Here is a 16,160-nt window from a genome sequence, read left to right as displayed (position 1 = left end):
GCGCACCCGCGTCCGGGGCGTCAGGAGCCGCAGCCACCGCCGCAGCTGGACCCGCAGCTGGACGAGGACGACGACCCGCAACTGGACGAGGACGAGGACCCACAGCCGGACGAACCGGAGCTGCAGCCGGACGAGGACGAGGAGCCGCAGCTGGACGAACCGCAGCCGGAACCGGAGGAGCCGGAGTCGGAGGACCCGCACCAGGAGGCGGAGCCCCCGTCGGACCCGGAGGAGCACGAGGAGCTCGACGTCGAGGACGAGGACGCCCCGGAGGCGTTCGCGGAGACCGCCTGCCGCACGGCCTCCTCCTCGGCCGCCGCGGCCAGCATCGCGGCCTCCAGCTGCTGGTCGTCCAGCCCGGCGGCGGCCAGCCCGCCGAGCGCCAGTGCGCCCAGCAGCGCGCCGCCGGCCAGCCGCGCCGGCATTCCGGAGTTGGGCGTCCACGGCGTGCCCCCCATCAGGGAGAGCTGGCGCTGCCCGGCCGGGGTGATCCGGCCCTTGACCGGCCGGGTGGCGAGCAGCGTGGTGAAGCCGCCGAGCAGCAGGAGGCCCGGAGTCCAGAGGTTCGGGCGCTGGTGCCCGGCGGCGCCGTCGTCGAGCACCAGGGCGACCACCGCGGAGGCGGCCACGACGAGCAGCGCGAGCCAGAGCAGCCGACGGGCGGTGCGGGCGTGCCGCAGCCGCTCGGGGCGGCGCAGCAGGCCGCGGTCGGCGAGCCGGTCGCCGATCTCCTGGACGGCGGCGGAGCGCATCACGGTGTGGCGCAGCTCGCCGAGTCCTCGGCTCCCGGTCGGGCCGACGGCGTCGTGGACGGCCTTGTCCACGGCGTCGTACGGCTTGGCGCCGGTGAGCGTGACCAGGCCGGAGCGGCTGATCACGGCCTGCTCGCTCATGTGCATCCGGACCACGGCGGTGTCGAACACCCGCCCCGGTCCGCCGGACAGGAACGCGGCGTCGAGCAGCGGCAGGCCGCGGCCGGGCAGGCCCTTGGCGTACCGGACCCGGCCGATCCGCTGGCGGGTCTGGGCGGCGTACAGGGCGGCGGCCGCCAGCAGGAGGGCCGGGACGATGAAGTAGCTGTTGTGCCACATGGATTTTTCCCCCGAGGTGGTGATGGTTCGTCAGGGCGTCGCGGAGGCCGTCGGCCGCCGTCGGCGCAGTGCCCGGCGCAGGCGCGCGAGCGGGCCCGGCGGCCGTACGGGGGCCGGGTGGAGCCACTGCTCCAGGGCCCGGCTCCGTTCGTCGGCGAGCGGGCCGCCGTCGGTGAGCACCCACTGGGCGAAGGCCCGGGCGTCGGCGCGGTAGCCGCCGGTCTGCGGGTGGGAGCGGGCGTAGTCGAGGAAGAGCGGTCCGTACTGCTCCCCGAGCGCGCGGGGCAGCTCCGGGGCCACCTTGGCGGTGGTGGACCGCCGTTTGGCGGCCAGGCCGGCCGACTGGGCGCGGACCTGGTGCCGGTCGAAGCCGGGCGGGACGGGGCCGCCGGCCACCAGGGCGGCCAGCAGCTCCTCCTGGCGCCGGGCCAGGCGCCGCCGGGCGGCGGCGAGGTCCTGGTCGGCGGCGGTCCGGCCGGTGTCCTCCCGCGCCGGGGCGGTCCGGCCGGTGTCCTCCCGCGCCGGGGCGGTCCGGCCTTCGTGCTCCGGTGTCGTGGTGTCGGTCATCGCCGGGTGCTCCCCTCCAGCACCCGGCGGATGGCGTCCAGCTCACCGGAGAGTTCGCTGGGCGGCGGGAAGTCGGCGTCCCGCTCCAGCAGGACCCCGGGCGGGGCGACCCGGGCGCAGAGTTCGGCCAGCACCTCCAGCACCGGTGCGGTGACGGGGTGGGCGTGGGTGTCGTGCCAGACGCCGTCGACCAGGGTGCCGCCCGCGACGTGGACGTAGGCGAGCGCCTCCAGCGGCAGGCGGTCGAGTTCGGCGGCCGGGTCGATGCCGAGGTTGACCCGGTTGGTGTGCAGGTTGGCGACGTCCACCAGCAGCCGGACGCCGGTGCGCTCGACCAGTTCGGCGAGGAACTGGCCCTCGGTGAACTCGTCGTCCGGCCAGGCGAGCTGGGCGGCGACGTTCTCCAGGGCGAGCGGCACCGGAAGCCGGTCCTGGGCGATCCGGACGTTCTCGGCGATCACCCGCAGCGAGTCCCGGGTGCGGGGGACGGGCAGCAGGTGGCCGGCCTCCAGGCCGCCGGCCCGGACGAACGCGAGGTGCTCGGTGACCAGCGGGGAGCCGAGCGCCAGCGCGACCTCGGCGAGCCGGTCGAGGCGGCCGGGGTCGGGCAGGTCGGCGCCGCCGAGACCGAGGCCGACGCCGTGCGGGACGACGGTGACGCCGCGTCCGCGCAGGACGGTCAGGGATTCGGGCAGGTGGTCGGCGCAGACGTTCTCGGCGACCACCTCGACCCAGTCCAGGCCGGGTTGGCGTTCGACCACGGTGTCGATCTCGCTGCGCCAGCCGAGGCCGATGCCCAGGCGGGGCGGGGCTTGCGGGCCCGCGGCCGCTCGGGGCGCGGTTGCCGGGGTCGAGGTGGTGGAGGCGGGCAGTTCCAGGGCAGGGGAGGTCATCGGTTCGCCCCCTTCGGAGGGCCGGGTGGGAGGGCCGTCGACCGGTGCGGGCGTCGTCGCCGGAACCGCGCGGCCGTGCTGCTGAGAATGTCCCCGGGCGGGGTGGCTGCCAAGCCTCACCCGGTCTTCTCAGAGCATTATTTGAGCATGCCGCCCCGGGAGTGCGGGACCCCGGCCCCGGGTCCGGGCCGGCCCGCGGTCGGGGTGTCCGGCCGGCGGGAAAATCGCGGGCGCCGGACGGGAGGGCGCGGCTAGCGTGGGAGTCCATGACTTCTTCGAACGCACACATGACGATCCGTGAATTCCGCCCCGAGGACGCCGAGGCCGTGGCCGCGGCCCACCGGGCCGGGCGCGAGCACCTGGTGCTCTCCGCCGAGACCCTGATCTGGCTGAACGCCCAGCCGAGCCCCGAGGAGCACTTCCGCACCTTCGTCGCCGAGCTGGACGGCCGGGTGGTCGGCGCGGTGCGCTGCGGGGTGGTGCTCGGGACGACGGCCCGGGGCATCGGCTACGCCAACGGCAGCGTGCTGCCCGCGTTCCGGCGGCACGGCGCCGCCACCGGGCTGTTGGCCGCGGCCGAACGGCACCTGACCGGGCACGGGGTGACGGAGCTGCACACCTGGGTGGACGACGAGCCCGCCTCGCTGGCCTTCGCCACCGCCCGGGGCTACCGGCTCGGGCGCACCATGCAGTTCGCCGGACGGGACCTGGCGCTGCCGCTGCCGGTGGCGCCCGTACGGCCCGCCGGTGTCGAGCTGCGCCCCGCCGCCGACTGGGCGGCCGACCCGCACCCGGTGTTCCTGGTCGAGGCGGACGCCATCCTGGACGAGCCCGGCAGCGAAGTGCCGATGGACGCCTACGAGTACGAGGACTGGCTGCGCAACGACTGGACCCGGCCGGACCGGGACCTCGCCCTGAGCGTGGTCGCCGTGGTGGACGGCCGCCCGGCCGCGTTCAGCATGGCGCAGACCGACGGGCTGGGCCGCTACTGGTCCGCGTTCACCGCCTGCCGCCGGGAGTTCCGCGGCCGGGGTCTGACCAAGCTGGCCAAGCTCGAGTCCCTGCGGCTCGCCGCCGCGGCCGGCCTGCGGCACGCGTACACCAGCAACGACACGACCAACGCGCCGATGCTGGCGATCAACGCGTGGCTGGGCTACGAGCGCTGCGCGGGGGAGCGCAAGGGGATCAAGCGGCTGGAGCAGCCGAAGCAGCCCCCGGAGCAGGGGATCTGACGCTCCGGAACCGGGGCAGGGGGCACTTCGGCCAGATGTGGTCCAGACCACGTAGCGTGAAACGGGACAGACCATCCCTCTTCGGGCGCGAAGTGGCTTGAACTGTAATAGTTTTGCTCCATTCCTGTCACCGCATGGGCATAATCGCGCACATGACGATCAGCCGTGCGAACGTGAGCGCGATTGCCGAGGACCTGTACGTGTGGCTCCCGCCGAAGCGGGGCTGGGGCCTGGCCAACTGCGGGCTGCTGGCCTCGGAGACCACCGCGCTCTGGATCGACACGCCGTACGACCCCTCGATGGCCGGGGAGTTCCTCGCCGCGAGCCGGCGCCTGCTGCCGGACGGGGTCGGGATCGACCGGGTGGTCGTCACCCACGCCAACGGGGACCACCTGTGGGGCGCCGGGGTGCTGCCGGACGCCGAGGTGATCGCCACCCGCGAGGCGCTGGAGCACATCCACTGGGAGCCCACCCCGAAGCAGCAGCACGCCCTGGTCGCCAACAGCGACCCGGACTCGCCGCTCGGCGGCTACCTGAAGGAGCACTTCGGGCGGTTCGACTGGTCCGACACCGAGCCGGTGCGCCCCGACACCGTCTTCACCGGCGAGCTGGAACTGACCGTCGGCCGCTACCCGGTGCGGATCACCAGCCTGCCCGCCGCCCACACCGGCGGCGACCTGCTGGTCCACCTCCCGCACCAGCGCGTGGTGTTCACCGGCGACGTGATCTTCTCCTCGACCCCCGAGCAGCCCGGCGACCACCCCTCGCACTGGGCCGGACCGCTGGAGAACGTCATCGCCGCCTGCGAGCAGGCCCTCGCCACCGGCGCGGAGATCTTCGTGCCCGGCCACGGCCCGGTGCTCGACCGCGACGGCGTCCGGGAGCACATCGGCTACCTCGCCTACGTCCGCGAGCGCGCCCACGTCCTGCACGCCGCCGGGATACCCGCCCTCGACGCCGCCCGGCGGGTGATCGCCGAGCAGCGCTACCCCGAACTCGGCCTGCCCGAGCGGCTGGTGCTCACCATCGCGGCCGAGTACCGGCACCTGGACGGCTCGGCGGCCCCCGGCGCCCTGGAGGCCCTGGGCCAGGTCGCCATGGTGGCCCGGGAACTGGCCGAGGACTCCGCCCGCGCCCCGCGCCCGCGCACCGTCCGGAACTGACCCCGCCCGGCCCCGCCGCCCCACCTCCCCCCGGCCCCGCCGTACCACCCGGTCTACCCCGCAAGCACTCCCGAGGACTTCGATGACGCTGATCGCGCTGATCGTCCTGGCGCTGGTCGCCGCCGTGGCCGCGGCCGTGCTCGCCCGCGGCCGGGCCCGGGCCCTCGCCCGGGCGACGGCCGCCGAGACCGCGCTCGGCCGGGGCGAGGAGCGCGCCCGGGCCGCCGAGGGCGGGCTCGCCCGCGCCGAGCGGGCCGAGCACGCGCTCGCCGCCGCCGAGGCGCGGGGCGCCGCGCTGCTCGCCGAGATCGGCCACCTCGCCCAGGAGCGGGTCGCCGCCACCGCCGTACGGCTCACCCACGCCAACGCCCCGCTGGTCGGCCCGCTGGACCCGCAGGCCGTCGGCCCCGAGGCGGTCCGGGCGCTGCAGGCCGTCCTGGACGCCGCCCTCGCCGCCCTCGCCGACGAGCGCGAACGGGTGGACGCCGCCGCCCGTGCCGCCATGCGCGGCGCCACCTCCCGGATCCAGACCCTGCTGTACCAGATCCAGAGCCTGGTCCAGCAGCTCCAGCACGAGAACGACGACCCCCGGCTGCTGGAGGTCGACTTCCGCAACGAGGTCGCGCTGCGCCGGATCCAGACCGTCGCGGTGCTCTGCGAGGCCTGGCCGGGCCTGGCCCGCACCGACTCGCCGCTCGCCGAGGTGGTCGTCGGCGCACTCTCCCGGGTGCCCGGGTACGCCCGGATCAAGGTCGCCAACCACCTGCGCGAGCAGCACCTCGCCGTGGTCGCCCGGGCCGCCGAGCCGATCGCCGTCAGCATCGCCGAACTGCTCGCCAACGCCACCGCCTACTCCCACCCGGAGACCGACGTCCCGGTCACCGTCCAGCAGGGCGGCCGCGGCGCGCTGGTGATCATCGACGACAGCGGCATCGGCATGGACGAGGACCAGCTGCGCCGCGCCCGCCGACTGCTGGCCGGCCCGCCCGACATGCTGCTCACCGAGCTCGGCAACCCGCCCAAGACCGGCTTCGCGGTGATCGGCAAGCTGGCCCGCCAGTACGGCTTCTCCTGCCACATCGAGCCCTCGCCGTACGGCGGCATGCGGACCATCCTGCGCATCCCGGCCGCGCTGGTGACCGTCGTGGACGACGAGCGGCAGCTGTCGGTGCTCACCCCGTTGCCGCTGCGGCCCGGCCCGGCGCCGGCGCCCACCGTCGCGGCCGTGCCGCCGATGCGCGACGCGGACGAGCAGGACGGCCCGCGGCTCGCCGACCGCCACAACCGGCCGGGCCCGCACCCGGTCCCCGCGATCCGGGTGGTGCCGGACCCGGTCGCGGACGGCCCGGAAGGCGACGAGCCGGCGGCCGGTGCGCCCGCGGTGGACGCCCCCGCGAACGAGGCACCCGTGGCCGAGGCACCCGCGGTCGACGACGGCACCGGCCTGCCGACCCGGCGCCGCCGCCGTCCGCTGGCCGCGGAGCGCCCGGCCCCCGCCGCGGGGCCCGCCCCCATGGCCGACCGCACCCCCGAGCGGGCCGCCGCCCACTGGCAGGCGCTGCAGCGGGGCACCGACTCCGGCCGGGCCGCCGTGGCCCGGGCCGCACGCGAGGAGGCCGCCGGCGCCGCACCCGGCCCGGCCGCTCCCGGACACAGCGACAGCACCACCGGCACGACGAACACCGGCAGCACCACCGGCACGACCGGCACGCGTACGAGCAGCACCGGCAGCACCGGCAGCACCGGCACCTCCGGCGACACCGCCGCCGACCACGACCCCGGCGCCCGGAGCGCCGGTCCGACCTTAGAAGGAGCAGAGCAGTGAGCAGCACGCCCAGCCCGACCACCACCGACGAGATCTCGTGGGTGCTGACCCCGCTGCTGGAGCTGCCGGGGGTGCTGCACGCGGTCATCGCCACCGGGGACGGCCTGGTCGAGGGCGCCTCGGACGGCCTGGAGCGGGCCTCGGCCGAGCGGGTCGCCGCGATGACCGCCACCGTGCACGCCGCCGCCCGCGCCTTCACCGCCGCGTTCACCGACGTCGAGCGGCCCCGGCTGGCCCAGACCGTGGTGGAGTCCGACCTCGGCTACGCCGTCGTGGTGCCCGCCGGGGAGAACACCTCGCTCGCCGTCTTCACCTCGCCGGAAGCCCAACTCGGCAACGTGGCCTACCAGATGCAGCTGCAGGTCGCCGCCCTCGGTCGCGCGCTCGCGAGCCCGACCCGGCGGCAGGACGACGACGAGCGGTCATGACCGCCGCCCCCCGCAGGCGGATGGTGCCCGCCTACCTGGCCACCGGCGGCCGCAGCCGCCCCGGCACCAAGGGCTTCGAGCGGCTGACCGTGCTGTTCGCCGACCGCGCCGACTGCGCCGACCCGCCGAACGCGCTCGAACCCGAACACCGCCGGCTGTGGGAACTGCTGCGCCCCGGCGCGCTCACCGTGGTGGAGGCCGCCGCGCACCTGAGGCTGCCGGTCAGCGCCACCGTCTTCCTCGCGGCCGACCTGGTCGAGGCGGGCTGCCTGCACGCCCGCGCGCCGATCCCGCGCGCCCAGCAGACCGACCGCTCCATCGTCGAGAGGCTCCTCGTTGGACTCCGTGCGCTCCGGTGACCCGGCCGGCCGGCCGGGCCCGGAAGACCAGAGCCGGGTGGGCTACTTGCCCGACCAGGACCAGACGCTGATGAAACTGGTGGTGGCCGGCCCGTTCGGGGTCGGCAAGACCACCCTCATCCGCACCCTCTCCGAGATCGCCACCCTGCACACCGAGGAGGCGATGACCGAGACCGGCCGTCCGGTGGACGACCTGGCCGGCGTGCCCGAGAAGGTCACCACCACCGTCGCCGTCGACTTCGGCCGGCTCACCCTGCCCGGCAACGTCGTGCTCTACATGTTCGGCACCCCCGGCCAGCGCCGCTTCTTCCCGCTCTGGCGGGACATCGCCCGCGGCGCCGTGGGCGCCCTGGTGCTCGCCGACACCCGACGGCTGGCCGACTCCTTCGAGATCATGGACATGGTCGAGGAGCAGGGCCTGCCGTACGCCGTCGCCGTCAACCGCTTCCCGGACGCACCGGACCACCCGGTCGACGTGCTGCGCACCCACCTGGACCTGCACGCCGCCACCCCGCTGCTGCTCTGCGACGCCCGGGACCGCGACAGCAGCCTGGACGCGCTGATCGCGCTGGCCGAGCACGTCCTGGACTCCCTGCCCGCGGCGCCCGCCGCCCCCGTCACACCGGAGCAGCCGTGACCGCCGAGTCCCGCCCGACCCCGATCCACGGCCCGGTCTTCGCCGCCGATCCCCAGCTGGTCTACGAGCGGCTGCGGCGGCACGGCGCGGTCGCCCCGGTGGAGATCGCCCCCGGCGTGGAGGCCCTGCTGGTCACCGACTACCAGGCCGCGCTGGACCTGCTGCGCGACACCGACACCTTCTCCAAGGACTCCCGGGTCTGGCAGCACAACCTGCCGCCGGACTCCCCGCTGATGCCGATGCTCGGCTACCGCCCGACCGCGCTGTTCAGCGACGGCGAGACGCACGCGCGCTACCGGGCGGTGATCACCGACGCCCTCGCGCTGTTCGAACCGCACCGGCTGCAGCGCCAGGTCGCCGAGACCGCGCACCGGCTGATCGACCGCTTCGCCGCCGTCGGGCGGGCCGACCTGATCGCCGAGTACGCCCGTCAGTTGCCCGCCTTCGTGCTGACCACCTGGTTCGGCGTGCCCGAGGCGCAGCACGCCGAGATGGTGGCCGCGATCACCGGGCTGATCGAGTCCACCGAACAGGCGGGCGCCGCGTACGGGAAGCTCCTCGCGGTGGTCACCGCGATGGTCGCCGAGCGCCGCGAGCGCCCCCGGCACGACCTCACCTCCTGGTACGTCACCCACCCGGTCGGGCTGGACGACGACGAGGTGATCCGGCAGATCACCCTGACCCTGATCGCCGGACACGAGCCGACCACCAACCTGATCGGCAACGCCCTGCTGCGCCTGCTCACCGACGCCCGCTACGCCGGCTCGCTGTTCGGCGGCGCGATGACCGCCCACCAGGCGATCGACGAGGTGCTCTGGCACGCGCCGCCGATGGCCAACTTCTCGGCCCACTACCCGCGGTACGACATCACCTTCCACGGCCGCGAGATCGAGGCGGGCTCCCTGGTGCTGGTCTCGTACGCGGCCGCCAACTCCCAGGCCGCGCCGCCCGCCGAGGACAGCGGGCCGCGCAGCGGCGAGAGCGCCCACCTGGCCTGGGCGGCCGGGCCGCACGCCTGTCCGGCCCGGGACCCGGCCCTGCTGATCGCGATCACCGCGATCGAGCAGCTGGGCAGCCGCCTCAGCGACCTCGAACTGGCCACTCCCGCCGAGGACCTGCTCTGGCGCCCGGGCCCGTTCCACCGGGCGCTGACGCGCCTTCCGGTCCGCTTCCAGCCGGTCGAGGGGTAGCGCGAGGGCCCGGACACCCTCGGGGTGCCCGGGCCCTCGCGTACGCCGCTACTCGGCCGGCTTCAGCGTCAGCGAGACGCTGTTGATGCAGTAGCGCTGGTCGGTCGGCGTGCCGTAGCCCTCGCCCTCGAAGACGTGCCCGAGGTGCCCGCCGCACTTGGCGCAGCGCACCTCGACCCGGCGCATGCCGAGCGAGGTGTCCTCGATGTACTGGACCCGGTCCCCGGCCAGCGGAGCGTAGTAGGACGGCCAGCCGCAGTGGCTGTCGAACTTGGTCTCGGAGCTGAACAGCTCGGACCCGCAGGCCCGGCAGCTGTAGACACCGACCGTCTTGGTGTCGGTGTACTCACCGGTGAACGGGCGCTCGGTGCCCGCCTCGCGGAGCACGTGGTACTCCTCGGGGCTGAGCTGGGCGCGCCACTCGGCCTCGGTCTTCTCGATCTCGTAACTCATCTCACGGCTCCCGGTCGCGGCGTACGTCGGACGGACGTGGGTCAGGCGGACGTGGGTCAGACGTTGGATGCAACGTTCGCGAGGTGCGCCAGGCCTCCCTCAATATGGTCAAGGATGGCCGGGCCGAGGTTGGTGACGTCGCCCGCGCCCATGGTGAGCAGCAGGTCGCCCGGGCGGGCGAGGCCGGCCAGCACGGCGGGGGCGGCGGCGAAGGAGTGCTCGGCGGTGACCTCGGCGCCGGCCCGGCGGGCCGCGTCGATGATCAGCTCGCTGGTCACGCCGGGGATCGGGTCCTCGCGGGCCGGGTAGATGTCCAGCACCACCGAGGCGTCGGCCAGCGCCAGGGCGCGGCCCATCTCCTCGGAGAGCTGCTGGGTGCGGCTGAACAGGTGCGGCTGGAAGACCACCAGCACCCGGCCGTCGCCGGTCAGGCCCTCCCGGATCGCCTCCAGGTCGGCGGTCATCTCGGTGGGGTGGTGGGCGTAGGAGTCGATCACCTGGACCCCGCCGGCCTCGCCCTTGAGCTGGAGGCGGCGGCGCACGCCGGTGTAGGCGCCGAGCGCCTTGGCCAGGTCGGCGGCCGGGACGCCCAGCGCGACGCCGGCGGCCAGCGCGGCCACCGCGTTGTGGGCGTAGTGCCGGCCGGGCACCGAGACGGTGAAGGCCAGCTCGGCGCCGTCCAGCAGCACGGTGACCTCGCTGGTCATGCCGTGGGCGACCACCGAGAGCACCCGCAGGTCGGCGTCCTCGGCGGAGCCGACCGTCACCACGTTCAGGCCCTCGCGGCCGGCCACCCGGGAGGTGAGCTCGCGGGCGCCGTCGTGGTCGGCCGAGACCACCAGGGTGCCGCCGGGGACGATCCGGCCGACGAAGGTCTCGAAGGACTCGTAGATCTCCTCGATCGAGGCGTAGTTGGCGTGGTGGTCCAGCTCCACGTTGAGCACGATCGCCACCTCGGGCGCGTACTTGTGGAAGCTGCGGTCGCTCTCGTCCGCCTCGGCGACGAAGATCTCGCCGGTGCCGTGGTGGGCGTTGGAGCCGGGGGCGTCGAGGTCGCCGCCGATCGCGTAGGACGGGTCCAGGCCCAGCTCGCCGAGGGCGACGGCGAGCATGCTGGTGGTGGTGGTCTTGCCGTGGGTGCCGGCCACCGCCAGCGCCCGGCGGCCGCCCATCAGCGCGGCCAGCGCGTCGGAGCGGTGCACCACCGGGATGCCGCGCTCGTGGGCGGCGACCAGCTCGGGGTTGTCGGCGCGGATCGCGCTGGAGACGACCACGCTGCTGGTGCCGTCCGGGACGTGCTCGGCGGCGTGGCCGACGTGCACGGTGGCGCCGAGGGCGCGCAGCGCGAGGACGGTCTCGGACTCCTTGGAGTCACTGCCGGAGACGCCGGCCCCGCGCACGGCGAGGATCTTCGCCAGGCCGGACATCCCGGCGCCGCCGATGCCGATGAAGTGCGGGGCGTGCAGGTCGTGCGCGGCGTCGTTCAAGGCGTGGCTCCGTACGGGCGGGGGCAGACAGGTCGGGCGGACGGGACGGGAAGACGGAATCGTCCTCGCGGGCGGACCGCAAGGACGATTCTGCACCACCACCGGGCGGGGCTAGGAGTCGCTGGCGAACAGCCTGAGCACCGGGACCCCGACCTTGTGCCGGGCCTGGGAGGCCCAGTCGCGGTGGAAGAACTCCTCGACGAAGTGCGGCGAGGTGAGCACCACCACCTCGTCCGCCCGCTGTTCCTCGACGACCGCGCGCAGCCGCTCCAGCGGCTTCTCCTCCACCAGCTCGCCCACCGCCGCGGCCCCGGCCGTGCGCAGGTGGCGCAGGCTGTGCTCCAGCGACTCGGTGGCCACCGTCGGGCCGCTCTCGGACTCGTCGTGCTCGTGCACCACCTTGTCGAGGTGGCCGAGGGCGACGTCGTCGAGCGCCCGCAGCAGTTCGTCCTGCCTGCCGCGCGGCTGCATCAGGACGACGAAGGACACCTCCTCCTCGCCGTGGAGCGTGGTGACGAGTTCCACGTCCGCGTCCGAGAGAGCCTTTTCGATCATCAGTACCGTCTTGAACACGTGAGTCCCTTCCAGTGGCCGGCCCCCGGGCCCCGGCATCGCATAACGGGCTCACGATCAGGGGGTCACGGGGTCATCCGAACCCGGGCGACGCAGGTAGCGGGTGAAGAGGAAACCTTTCTGCTCGATCAATGAGACCAGCCGCATCCGCTGCACGTCCGGCATTTGCGCATCGTGGAGGATGCGCGGCGCGTCGCCGCCGGTGAGCAGCGGGGCCAGCGACAGGCACAACTCGTCCAGCAGGCCGGCCGCCGCGAGCTGCCCCAGCAGGCGCGGGCCGCCCTCGGTCAGCAGCCGGGTCCAGCCCCGCGCGGCCAGGGCCGCCACGCCCGCCCGCAGGTCCACCGCGCCGGTGCCGGCGAGCACCAGGTCGGCCACCTCGGCGACCGCCCGGCGGCGCTCCGCGGGGGCGTCCTCGGTAGTGATCACCACCGTCCTGACCAGCGGTTCGGTGAACAGCGGAGCCGTCAGGTCCAGCCGCAGCGAGCGGCTCACCACGGCGATCACCGGGGCGGGCGCCTGCCCGGCCGCCGCCCGGGCCGCCGCGAACTCCTTGCGCGCCCTGGCCGGCCGGTAGCCCTCGGCGCGGACCGTCTCCGCGCCCACCAGTACCACGTCCGACAGCGCCCGCAGCACCCCGAAGATCCGCTTGTCGGCGTCGCCGGAGAGGCCCTCGGAGAGCCCGTCCAGCCTGGCCCCGCCGTCCAGGCCGGACACCATGTTGGCGCGCAGCCAGGGGCGCCCCTGATTCACCTGTTCGGGGTACGCGTACACGGCGGCGAGCGATTCCAGTGCGGCCGGATCCTCGAGCCGCCCGTCCAGCGGGCTGATCAACTGTTGCATGTCCTCAGTCTTCCACCGCGGCCCCGGCGCCGTCCGGGGCAGCGGGCCGAGGGCCGTCCGGGGCCGCGGGCCCCGCGTCCGGACCCGTGCGTCGTTCGGACGGCTCACCCGGCAGGCGTACCCTCTACTGATGTGCCCGCAGCCTCCCACCCCGCAACCGCGACCGAGCCGATAGCCGCCGCACCCGCGTCCGGCTCCCCGATCGCGCTCACCGACCGCCGTCCCGTGGTGCCCGCCGAGCGGCTGGTCGCCGAGATGGTCCCGCCGCCCCGGTTCGCCGACGTGAGCTTCGGGACGTACATCCCGGACCCGACCCAGCCGAGCCAGTACGAGGCCGTCCAGGTCCTGGAGCAGTTCGCGGCCACCCTCGGTGGAGGAAACGGTTCCGCACCCAAGCGCAGCTGGTTCCGCCGCTCCGCCCCCGCGCCCACCGGCCCGGCCGGGGTCTACCTCGACGGCGGCTACGGCGTCGGCAAGACCCACCTGCTCGCCTCGCTCTGGCACTCCGCCCCCGGCCCCAAGGCCTTCGGCACCTTCGTCGAGCTGACCAACCTGGTCGGCGCGCTCGGCTTCCAGCAGGCCGTGCGGACCCTCTCCGGGCACACCCTGCTCTGCATCGACGAGTTCGAGCTGGACGACCCGGGCGACACCGTGCTGGTCTCCACCCTGCTCGGCCGGCTGGTCGACAACGGCGTGAAGCTGTGCGCCACCTCGAACACCCTGCCGGAGAAGCTCGGCGAGGGCCGCTTCGCCGCCGCCGACTTCCTGCGCGAGATCCAGGGCCTGTCCGCGCACTTCCGCCCGATGCGCATCGACGGCCAGGACTACCGCCACCGCGGCCTGCCGGACGCCCCGCCGCCGTACACCGACGAGGCCGTCGCGGCCGTCGCGGTCCGCACCCCCGGCGCCTCGCTGGACGACTTCGACGCCCTGCTCGCCCACCTCTCCGCCGTCCACCCCAGCCGCTACGGCGCGCTGCTGGACGACGTCACCGCGGTCTGCCTGCGCGGCGTCAAGCAGGTCGACGACCAGTCCACCGCGCTGCGCCTGGTCGTGCTGGCCGACCGGATGTACGACCGCGAGCTGCCGATCACCGCCTCCGGCCTGCCCTTCGACCAGGTCTTCCCGGAGGAGATGCTGCGCGGCGGCTACCGCAAGAAGTACCTGCGCGCCATCTCCCGCCTGGTCGCCCTCGCCCGGGACAGCGCCAAGTAGGACCCGCTTGTCGGTGGTGGGTCGTACCGTTGAGTGGTGCGTCCCATCACGAGTATTGAGCGGTCCGTGGCGCCCTTCGAGGTCGTCAGCCCCTTCCAGCCGAACGGCGACCAGCCGGCGGCGATCGCCGAGCTGGAACGGCGGATCAGGGGAGGGGAGAAGGACGTCGTGCTGCTCGGTGCCACCGGCACCGGCAAGTCGGCCACCACGGCCTGGATGATCGAGAAGCTCCAGCGGCCCACCCTGGTGATGGCGCCGAACAAGACGCTGGCCGCCCAGCTGGCCAACGAGTTCCGCGAGTTGCTGCCGAACAACGCGGTCGAGTACTTCGTCTCGTACTACGACTACTACCAGCCCGAGGCGTACGTCCCGCAGACGGACACCTACATCGAGAAGGACTCCTCGATCAACGAGGAGGTCGAGCGGCTGCGGCACTCGGCGACCAACTCGCTGCTCACCCGCCGGGACGTCGTCGTGGTCGCCTCGGTCTCCTGCATCTACGGCCTCGGCACCCCGCAGGAGTACGTGGACCGCATGGTGCGGCTGAAGGTCGGCCAGGAGATCGACCGGGACGACCTGCTGCGCCGCTTCGTCGACATCCAGTACGCCCGCAACGACGTGGCCTTCACCCGCGGCACCTTCCGGGTCCGCGGGGACACCGTCGAGATCTTCCCGGTCTACGAGGAACTGGCCGTCCGGATCGAGATGTTCGGCGACGAGATCGAGGCGCTGTACACCCTGCACCCGCTCACCGGCGAGATCATCAGCCAGGACGACTCGGTCTACGTCTTCCCCGCCTCGCACTACGTGGCCGGCCCCGAGCGGATGGAGCGCGCGGTCAACGGCATCGAGGCGGAGCTGACGCGGACCCTCGCCAAGCTGGAGAAGCAGGGCAAGCTGCTGGAGGCCCAGCGGCTGCGGATGCGCACCACCTACGACATCGAGATGCTGCGCCAGATCGGCACCTGCTCGGGCGTCGAGAACTACTCGATGCACTTCGACGGCCGCGAGCCCGGCTCCCCGCCGAACACCCTGCTCGACTACTTCCCGGAGGACTTCCTCCTGGTCATCGACGAGTCGCACGTCACCGTCCCGCAGATCGGCGCGATGTACGAGGGCGACGCCTCGCGCAAGCGCACCCTGGTCGAGCACGGCTTCCGGCTGCCCTCCGCGATGGACAACCGCCCGCTGAAGTGGGAGGAGTTCCTGGGGCGGATCGGCCAGACCGTCTACCTCTCGGCGACGCCGGGCCAGTACGAGCTGTCGCGCGGCGACGGCCAGGTCGAGCAGATCATCCGCCCGACCGGCCTGATCGACCCCGAGGTGATCGTCAAGCCGACCGAGGGCCAGATCGACGACCTGGTGCACGAGGTCCGCAAGCGGGTCGAGCGGGACGAGCGCGTCCTGGTCACCACGCTGACCAAGAAGATGGCCGAGGACCTCACCGACTACATGCTCGGCCTGGACATCCGGGTCCGGTACCTGCACAGCGACGTGGACACCCTGCGCCGGGTGGAGCTGCTGCGCGAGCTGCGGGCGGGCCGGTTCGACGTGCTGGTCGGCATCAACCTGCTGCGCGAGGGCCTGGACCTGCCCGAGGTGTCGCTGGTGGCGATCCTGGACGCGGACAAGGAGGGCTTCCTGCGCTCCGGCACCTCGCTGATCCAGACGATCGGCCGCGCGGCCCGCAACGTCTCCGGCCAGGTCCACATGTACGCGGACAGGATCACCCCCGCGATGGAGAAGGCCATCGACGAGACCAACCGCCGCCGGGCCGTGCAGCAGGCCTACAACAAGGAGCACGGGATCGACCCGCAGCCGCTGCGCAAGAAGATCGGCGACATCCTGGACACCCTCGCCCGCGAGGACGTCGACACCGACGAGCTGCTCTCCACCGGCTACCGCAACCAGGGCAAGGGCAAGGCCCCGGTGCCGGCGCTGGGCGCGGAGCGCAAGCCGGGCAAGTCCCTGCCGGCCGCCGAGCTGGCGGACCTGATCCAGGAGATGACCGACCGGATGCACACGGCCGCCGCCGACCTCCAGTTCGAGGTCGCGGCCCGGCTGCGCGACGAGGTCAAGGAGCTGAAGAGGGAACTGCGGCAGATGCGCGAGGCCGGTGTGGCGTAGGTACGTCGGAGGGAAGCCTCCGCGCGGCGAACGGTCTTGGCCGGAATGGCACCGGTCAAGACCACGGGTGTCTCAGC

Annotated in this window: 14 protein-coding genes and 1 pseudogene; 9 read left to right on the top strand and 6 right to left on the bottom strand. The window is 74.0% G+C overall.

The window, feature by feature from the left end:
- Positions 1-20 precede the first annotated feature (20 nt).
- Both ACGF0D_RS05320 and ACGF0D_RS05315 read right to left on the bottom strand, forming a co-directional pair.
- The gene (locus ACGF0D_RS05320) at positions 21-1,091 is read right to left on the bottom strand and encodes a TIGR04222 domain-containing membrane protein (RefSeq protein ID WP_392914043.1); all 1,071 of its coding nucleotides are present in this window, start codon (positions 1,089-1,091) and stop codon (positions 21-23) included.
- 30 nt (positions 1,092-1,121) lie between these two features.
- A pseudogene (locus tag ACGF0D_RS05315) lies at positions 1,122-2,551 on the bottom strand (DUF692 domain-containing protein).
- 287 nt (positions 2,552-2,838) lie between these two features.
- Here ACGF0D_RS05315 and ACGF0D_RS05310 point away from each other — a divergent pair.
- From ACGF0D_RS05310 to ACGF0D_RS05280, 7 genes are all read left to right on the top strand, one after another.
- Complete coding sequence (locus ACGF0D_RS05310; protein ID WP_392914042.1) at positions 2,839-3,783, top strand: GNAT family N-acetyltransferase; 945 nt, start codon at positions 2,839-2,841, stop codon at positions 3,781-3,783.
- Between the two features lie 152 nt (positions 3,784-3,935).
- A complete protein-coding gene (locus ACGF0D_RS05305) occupies positions 3,936-4,946 on the top strand; it encodes an MBL fold metallo-hydrolase (protein WP_392914041.1) in 1,011 nt (336 codons plus the stop codon).
- A gap of 82 nt (positions 4,947-5,028) precedes the next feature.
- Positions 5,029-6,771, top strand: coding sequence for an ATP-binding protein (locus ACGF0D_RS05300; protein ID WP_392914040.1), 1,743 nt, complete (start codon positions 5,029-5,031; stop codon positions 6,769-6,771).
- Positions 6,768-7,199, top strand: a complete 432-nt coding sequence (locus ACGF0D_RS05295; protein WP_392878565.1) for a roadblock/LC7 domain-containing protein — start codon at positions 6,768-6,770, stop codon at positions 7,197-7,199. Before ACGF0D_RS05300 ends, ACGF0D_RS05295 begins: the two co-directional genes overlap by 4 nt.
- Entirely contained in the window at positions 7,196-7,558 is a 363-nt protein-coding gene (locus ACGF0D_RS05290) for a DUF742 domain-containing protein (protein WP_392878563.1), read from the top strand. The genes ACGF0D_RS05295 and ACGF0D_RS05290 overlap by 4 nt, the downstream gene beginning before the upstream one ends.
- Before the next feature lie 70 nt (positions 7,559-7,628).
- Positions 7,629-8,195 (top strand): ATP/GTP-binding protein, encoded by a 567-nt coding sequence (locus ACGF0D_RS05285; RefSeq protein ID WP_392914096.1) that lies wholly within the window; start codon positions 7,629-7,631, stop codon positions 8,193-8,195.
- Positions 8,192-9,385, top strand: a complete 1,194-nt coding sequence (locus ACGF0D_RS05280; protein ID WP_392878561.1) for a cytochrome P450 — start codon at positions 8,192-8,194, stop codon at positions 9,383-9,385. Before ACGF0D_RS05285 ends, ACGF0D_RS05280 begins: the two co-directional genes overlap by 4 nt.
- A 48-nt stretch (positions 9,386-9,433) precedes the next feature.
- Here ACGF0D_RS05280 and msrB read toward each other — a convergent pair whose 3' ends face one another.
- The 4 genes from msrB to ACGF0D_RS05260 all read right to left on the bottom strand — a co-directional run bounded on the left by msrB (position 9,434) and on the right by ACGF0D_RS05260 (position 12,741).
- Positions 9,434-9,838, bottom strand: coding sequence for a peptide-methionine (R)-S-oxide reductase MsrB (msrB, locus tag ACGF0D_RS05275; RefSeq protein ID WP_392878559.1), 405 nt, complete (start codon positions 9,836-9,838; stop codon positions 9,434-9,436).
- Between the two features lie 56 nt (positions 9,839-9,894).
- Complete coding sequence (gene murC / locus ACGF0D_RS05270; RefSeq protein ID WP_392878557.1) at positions 9,895-11,325, bottom strand: UDP-N-acetylmuramate--L-alanine ligase; 1,431 nt, start codon at positions 11,323-11,325, stop codon at positions 9,895-9,897.
- A gap of 111 nt (positions 11,326-11,436) precedes the next feature.
- On the bottom strand, positions 11,437-11,898 hold the full coding sequence (locus ACGF0D_RS05265; RefSeq protein WP_392878555.1) for an indole-3-glycerol phosphate synthase: 462 nt from the start codon (positions 11,896-11,898) through the stop codon (positions 11,437-11,439).
- A gap of 57 nt (positions 11,899-11,955) precedes the next feature.
- Complete coding sequence (locus ACGF0D_RS05260) at positions 11,956-12,741, bottom strand: pyrimidine reductase family protein (protein WP_392914039.1); 786 nt, start codon at positions 12,739-12,741, stop codon at positions 11,956-11,958.
- Positions 12,742-12,912: 171 nt separating this feature from the next.
- On the opposite strand from ACGF0D_RS05260, the gene zapE reads away from it, so the two are divergent.
- Both zapE and uvrB read left to right on the top strand, forming a co-directional pair.
- On the top strand, positions 12,913-13,956 hold the full coding sequence (zapE, locus tag ACGF0D_RS05255) for a cell division protein ZapE (RefSeq protein WP_392878857.1): 1,044 nt from the start codon (positions 12,913-12,915) through the stop codon (positions 13,954-13,956).
- Positions 13,957-13,992: 36 nt separating this feature from the next.
- Positions 13,993-16,083 (top strand): excinuclease ABC subunit UvrB, encoded by a 2,091-nt coding sequence (gene uvrB, locus ACGF0D_RS05250; RefSeq protein WP_392914038.1) that lies wholly within the window; start codon positions 13,993-13,995, stop codon positions 16,081-16,083.
- The last annotated feature ends 77 nt before the right edge of the window (positions 16,084-16,160 follow it).

The sequence above is a fragment of the Kitasatospora sp. NPDC048298 genome (assembly GCF_043201465.1).
Classification (GTDB): domain Bacteria; phylum Actinomycetota; class Actinomycetes; order Streptomycetales; family Streptomycetaceae; genus Kitasatospora.
The sequence above is the reverse complement of the archived record's forward strand: the minus strand, read 5'-3'. Positions and strand labels throughout refer to the sequence as shown.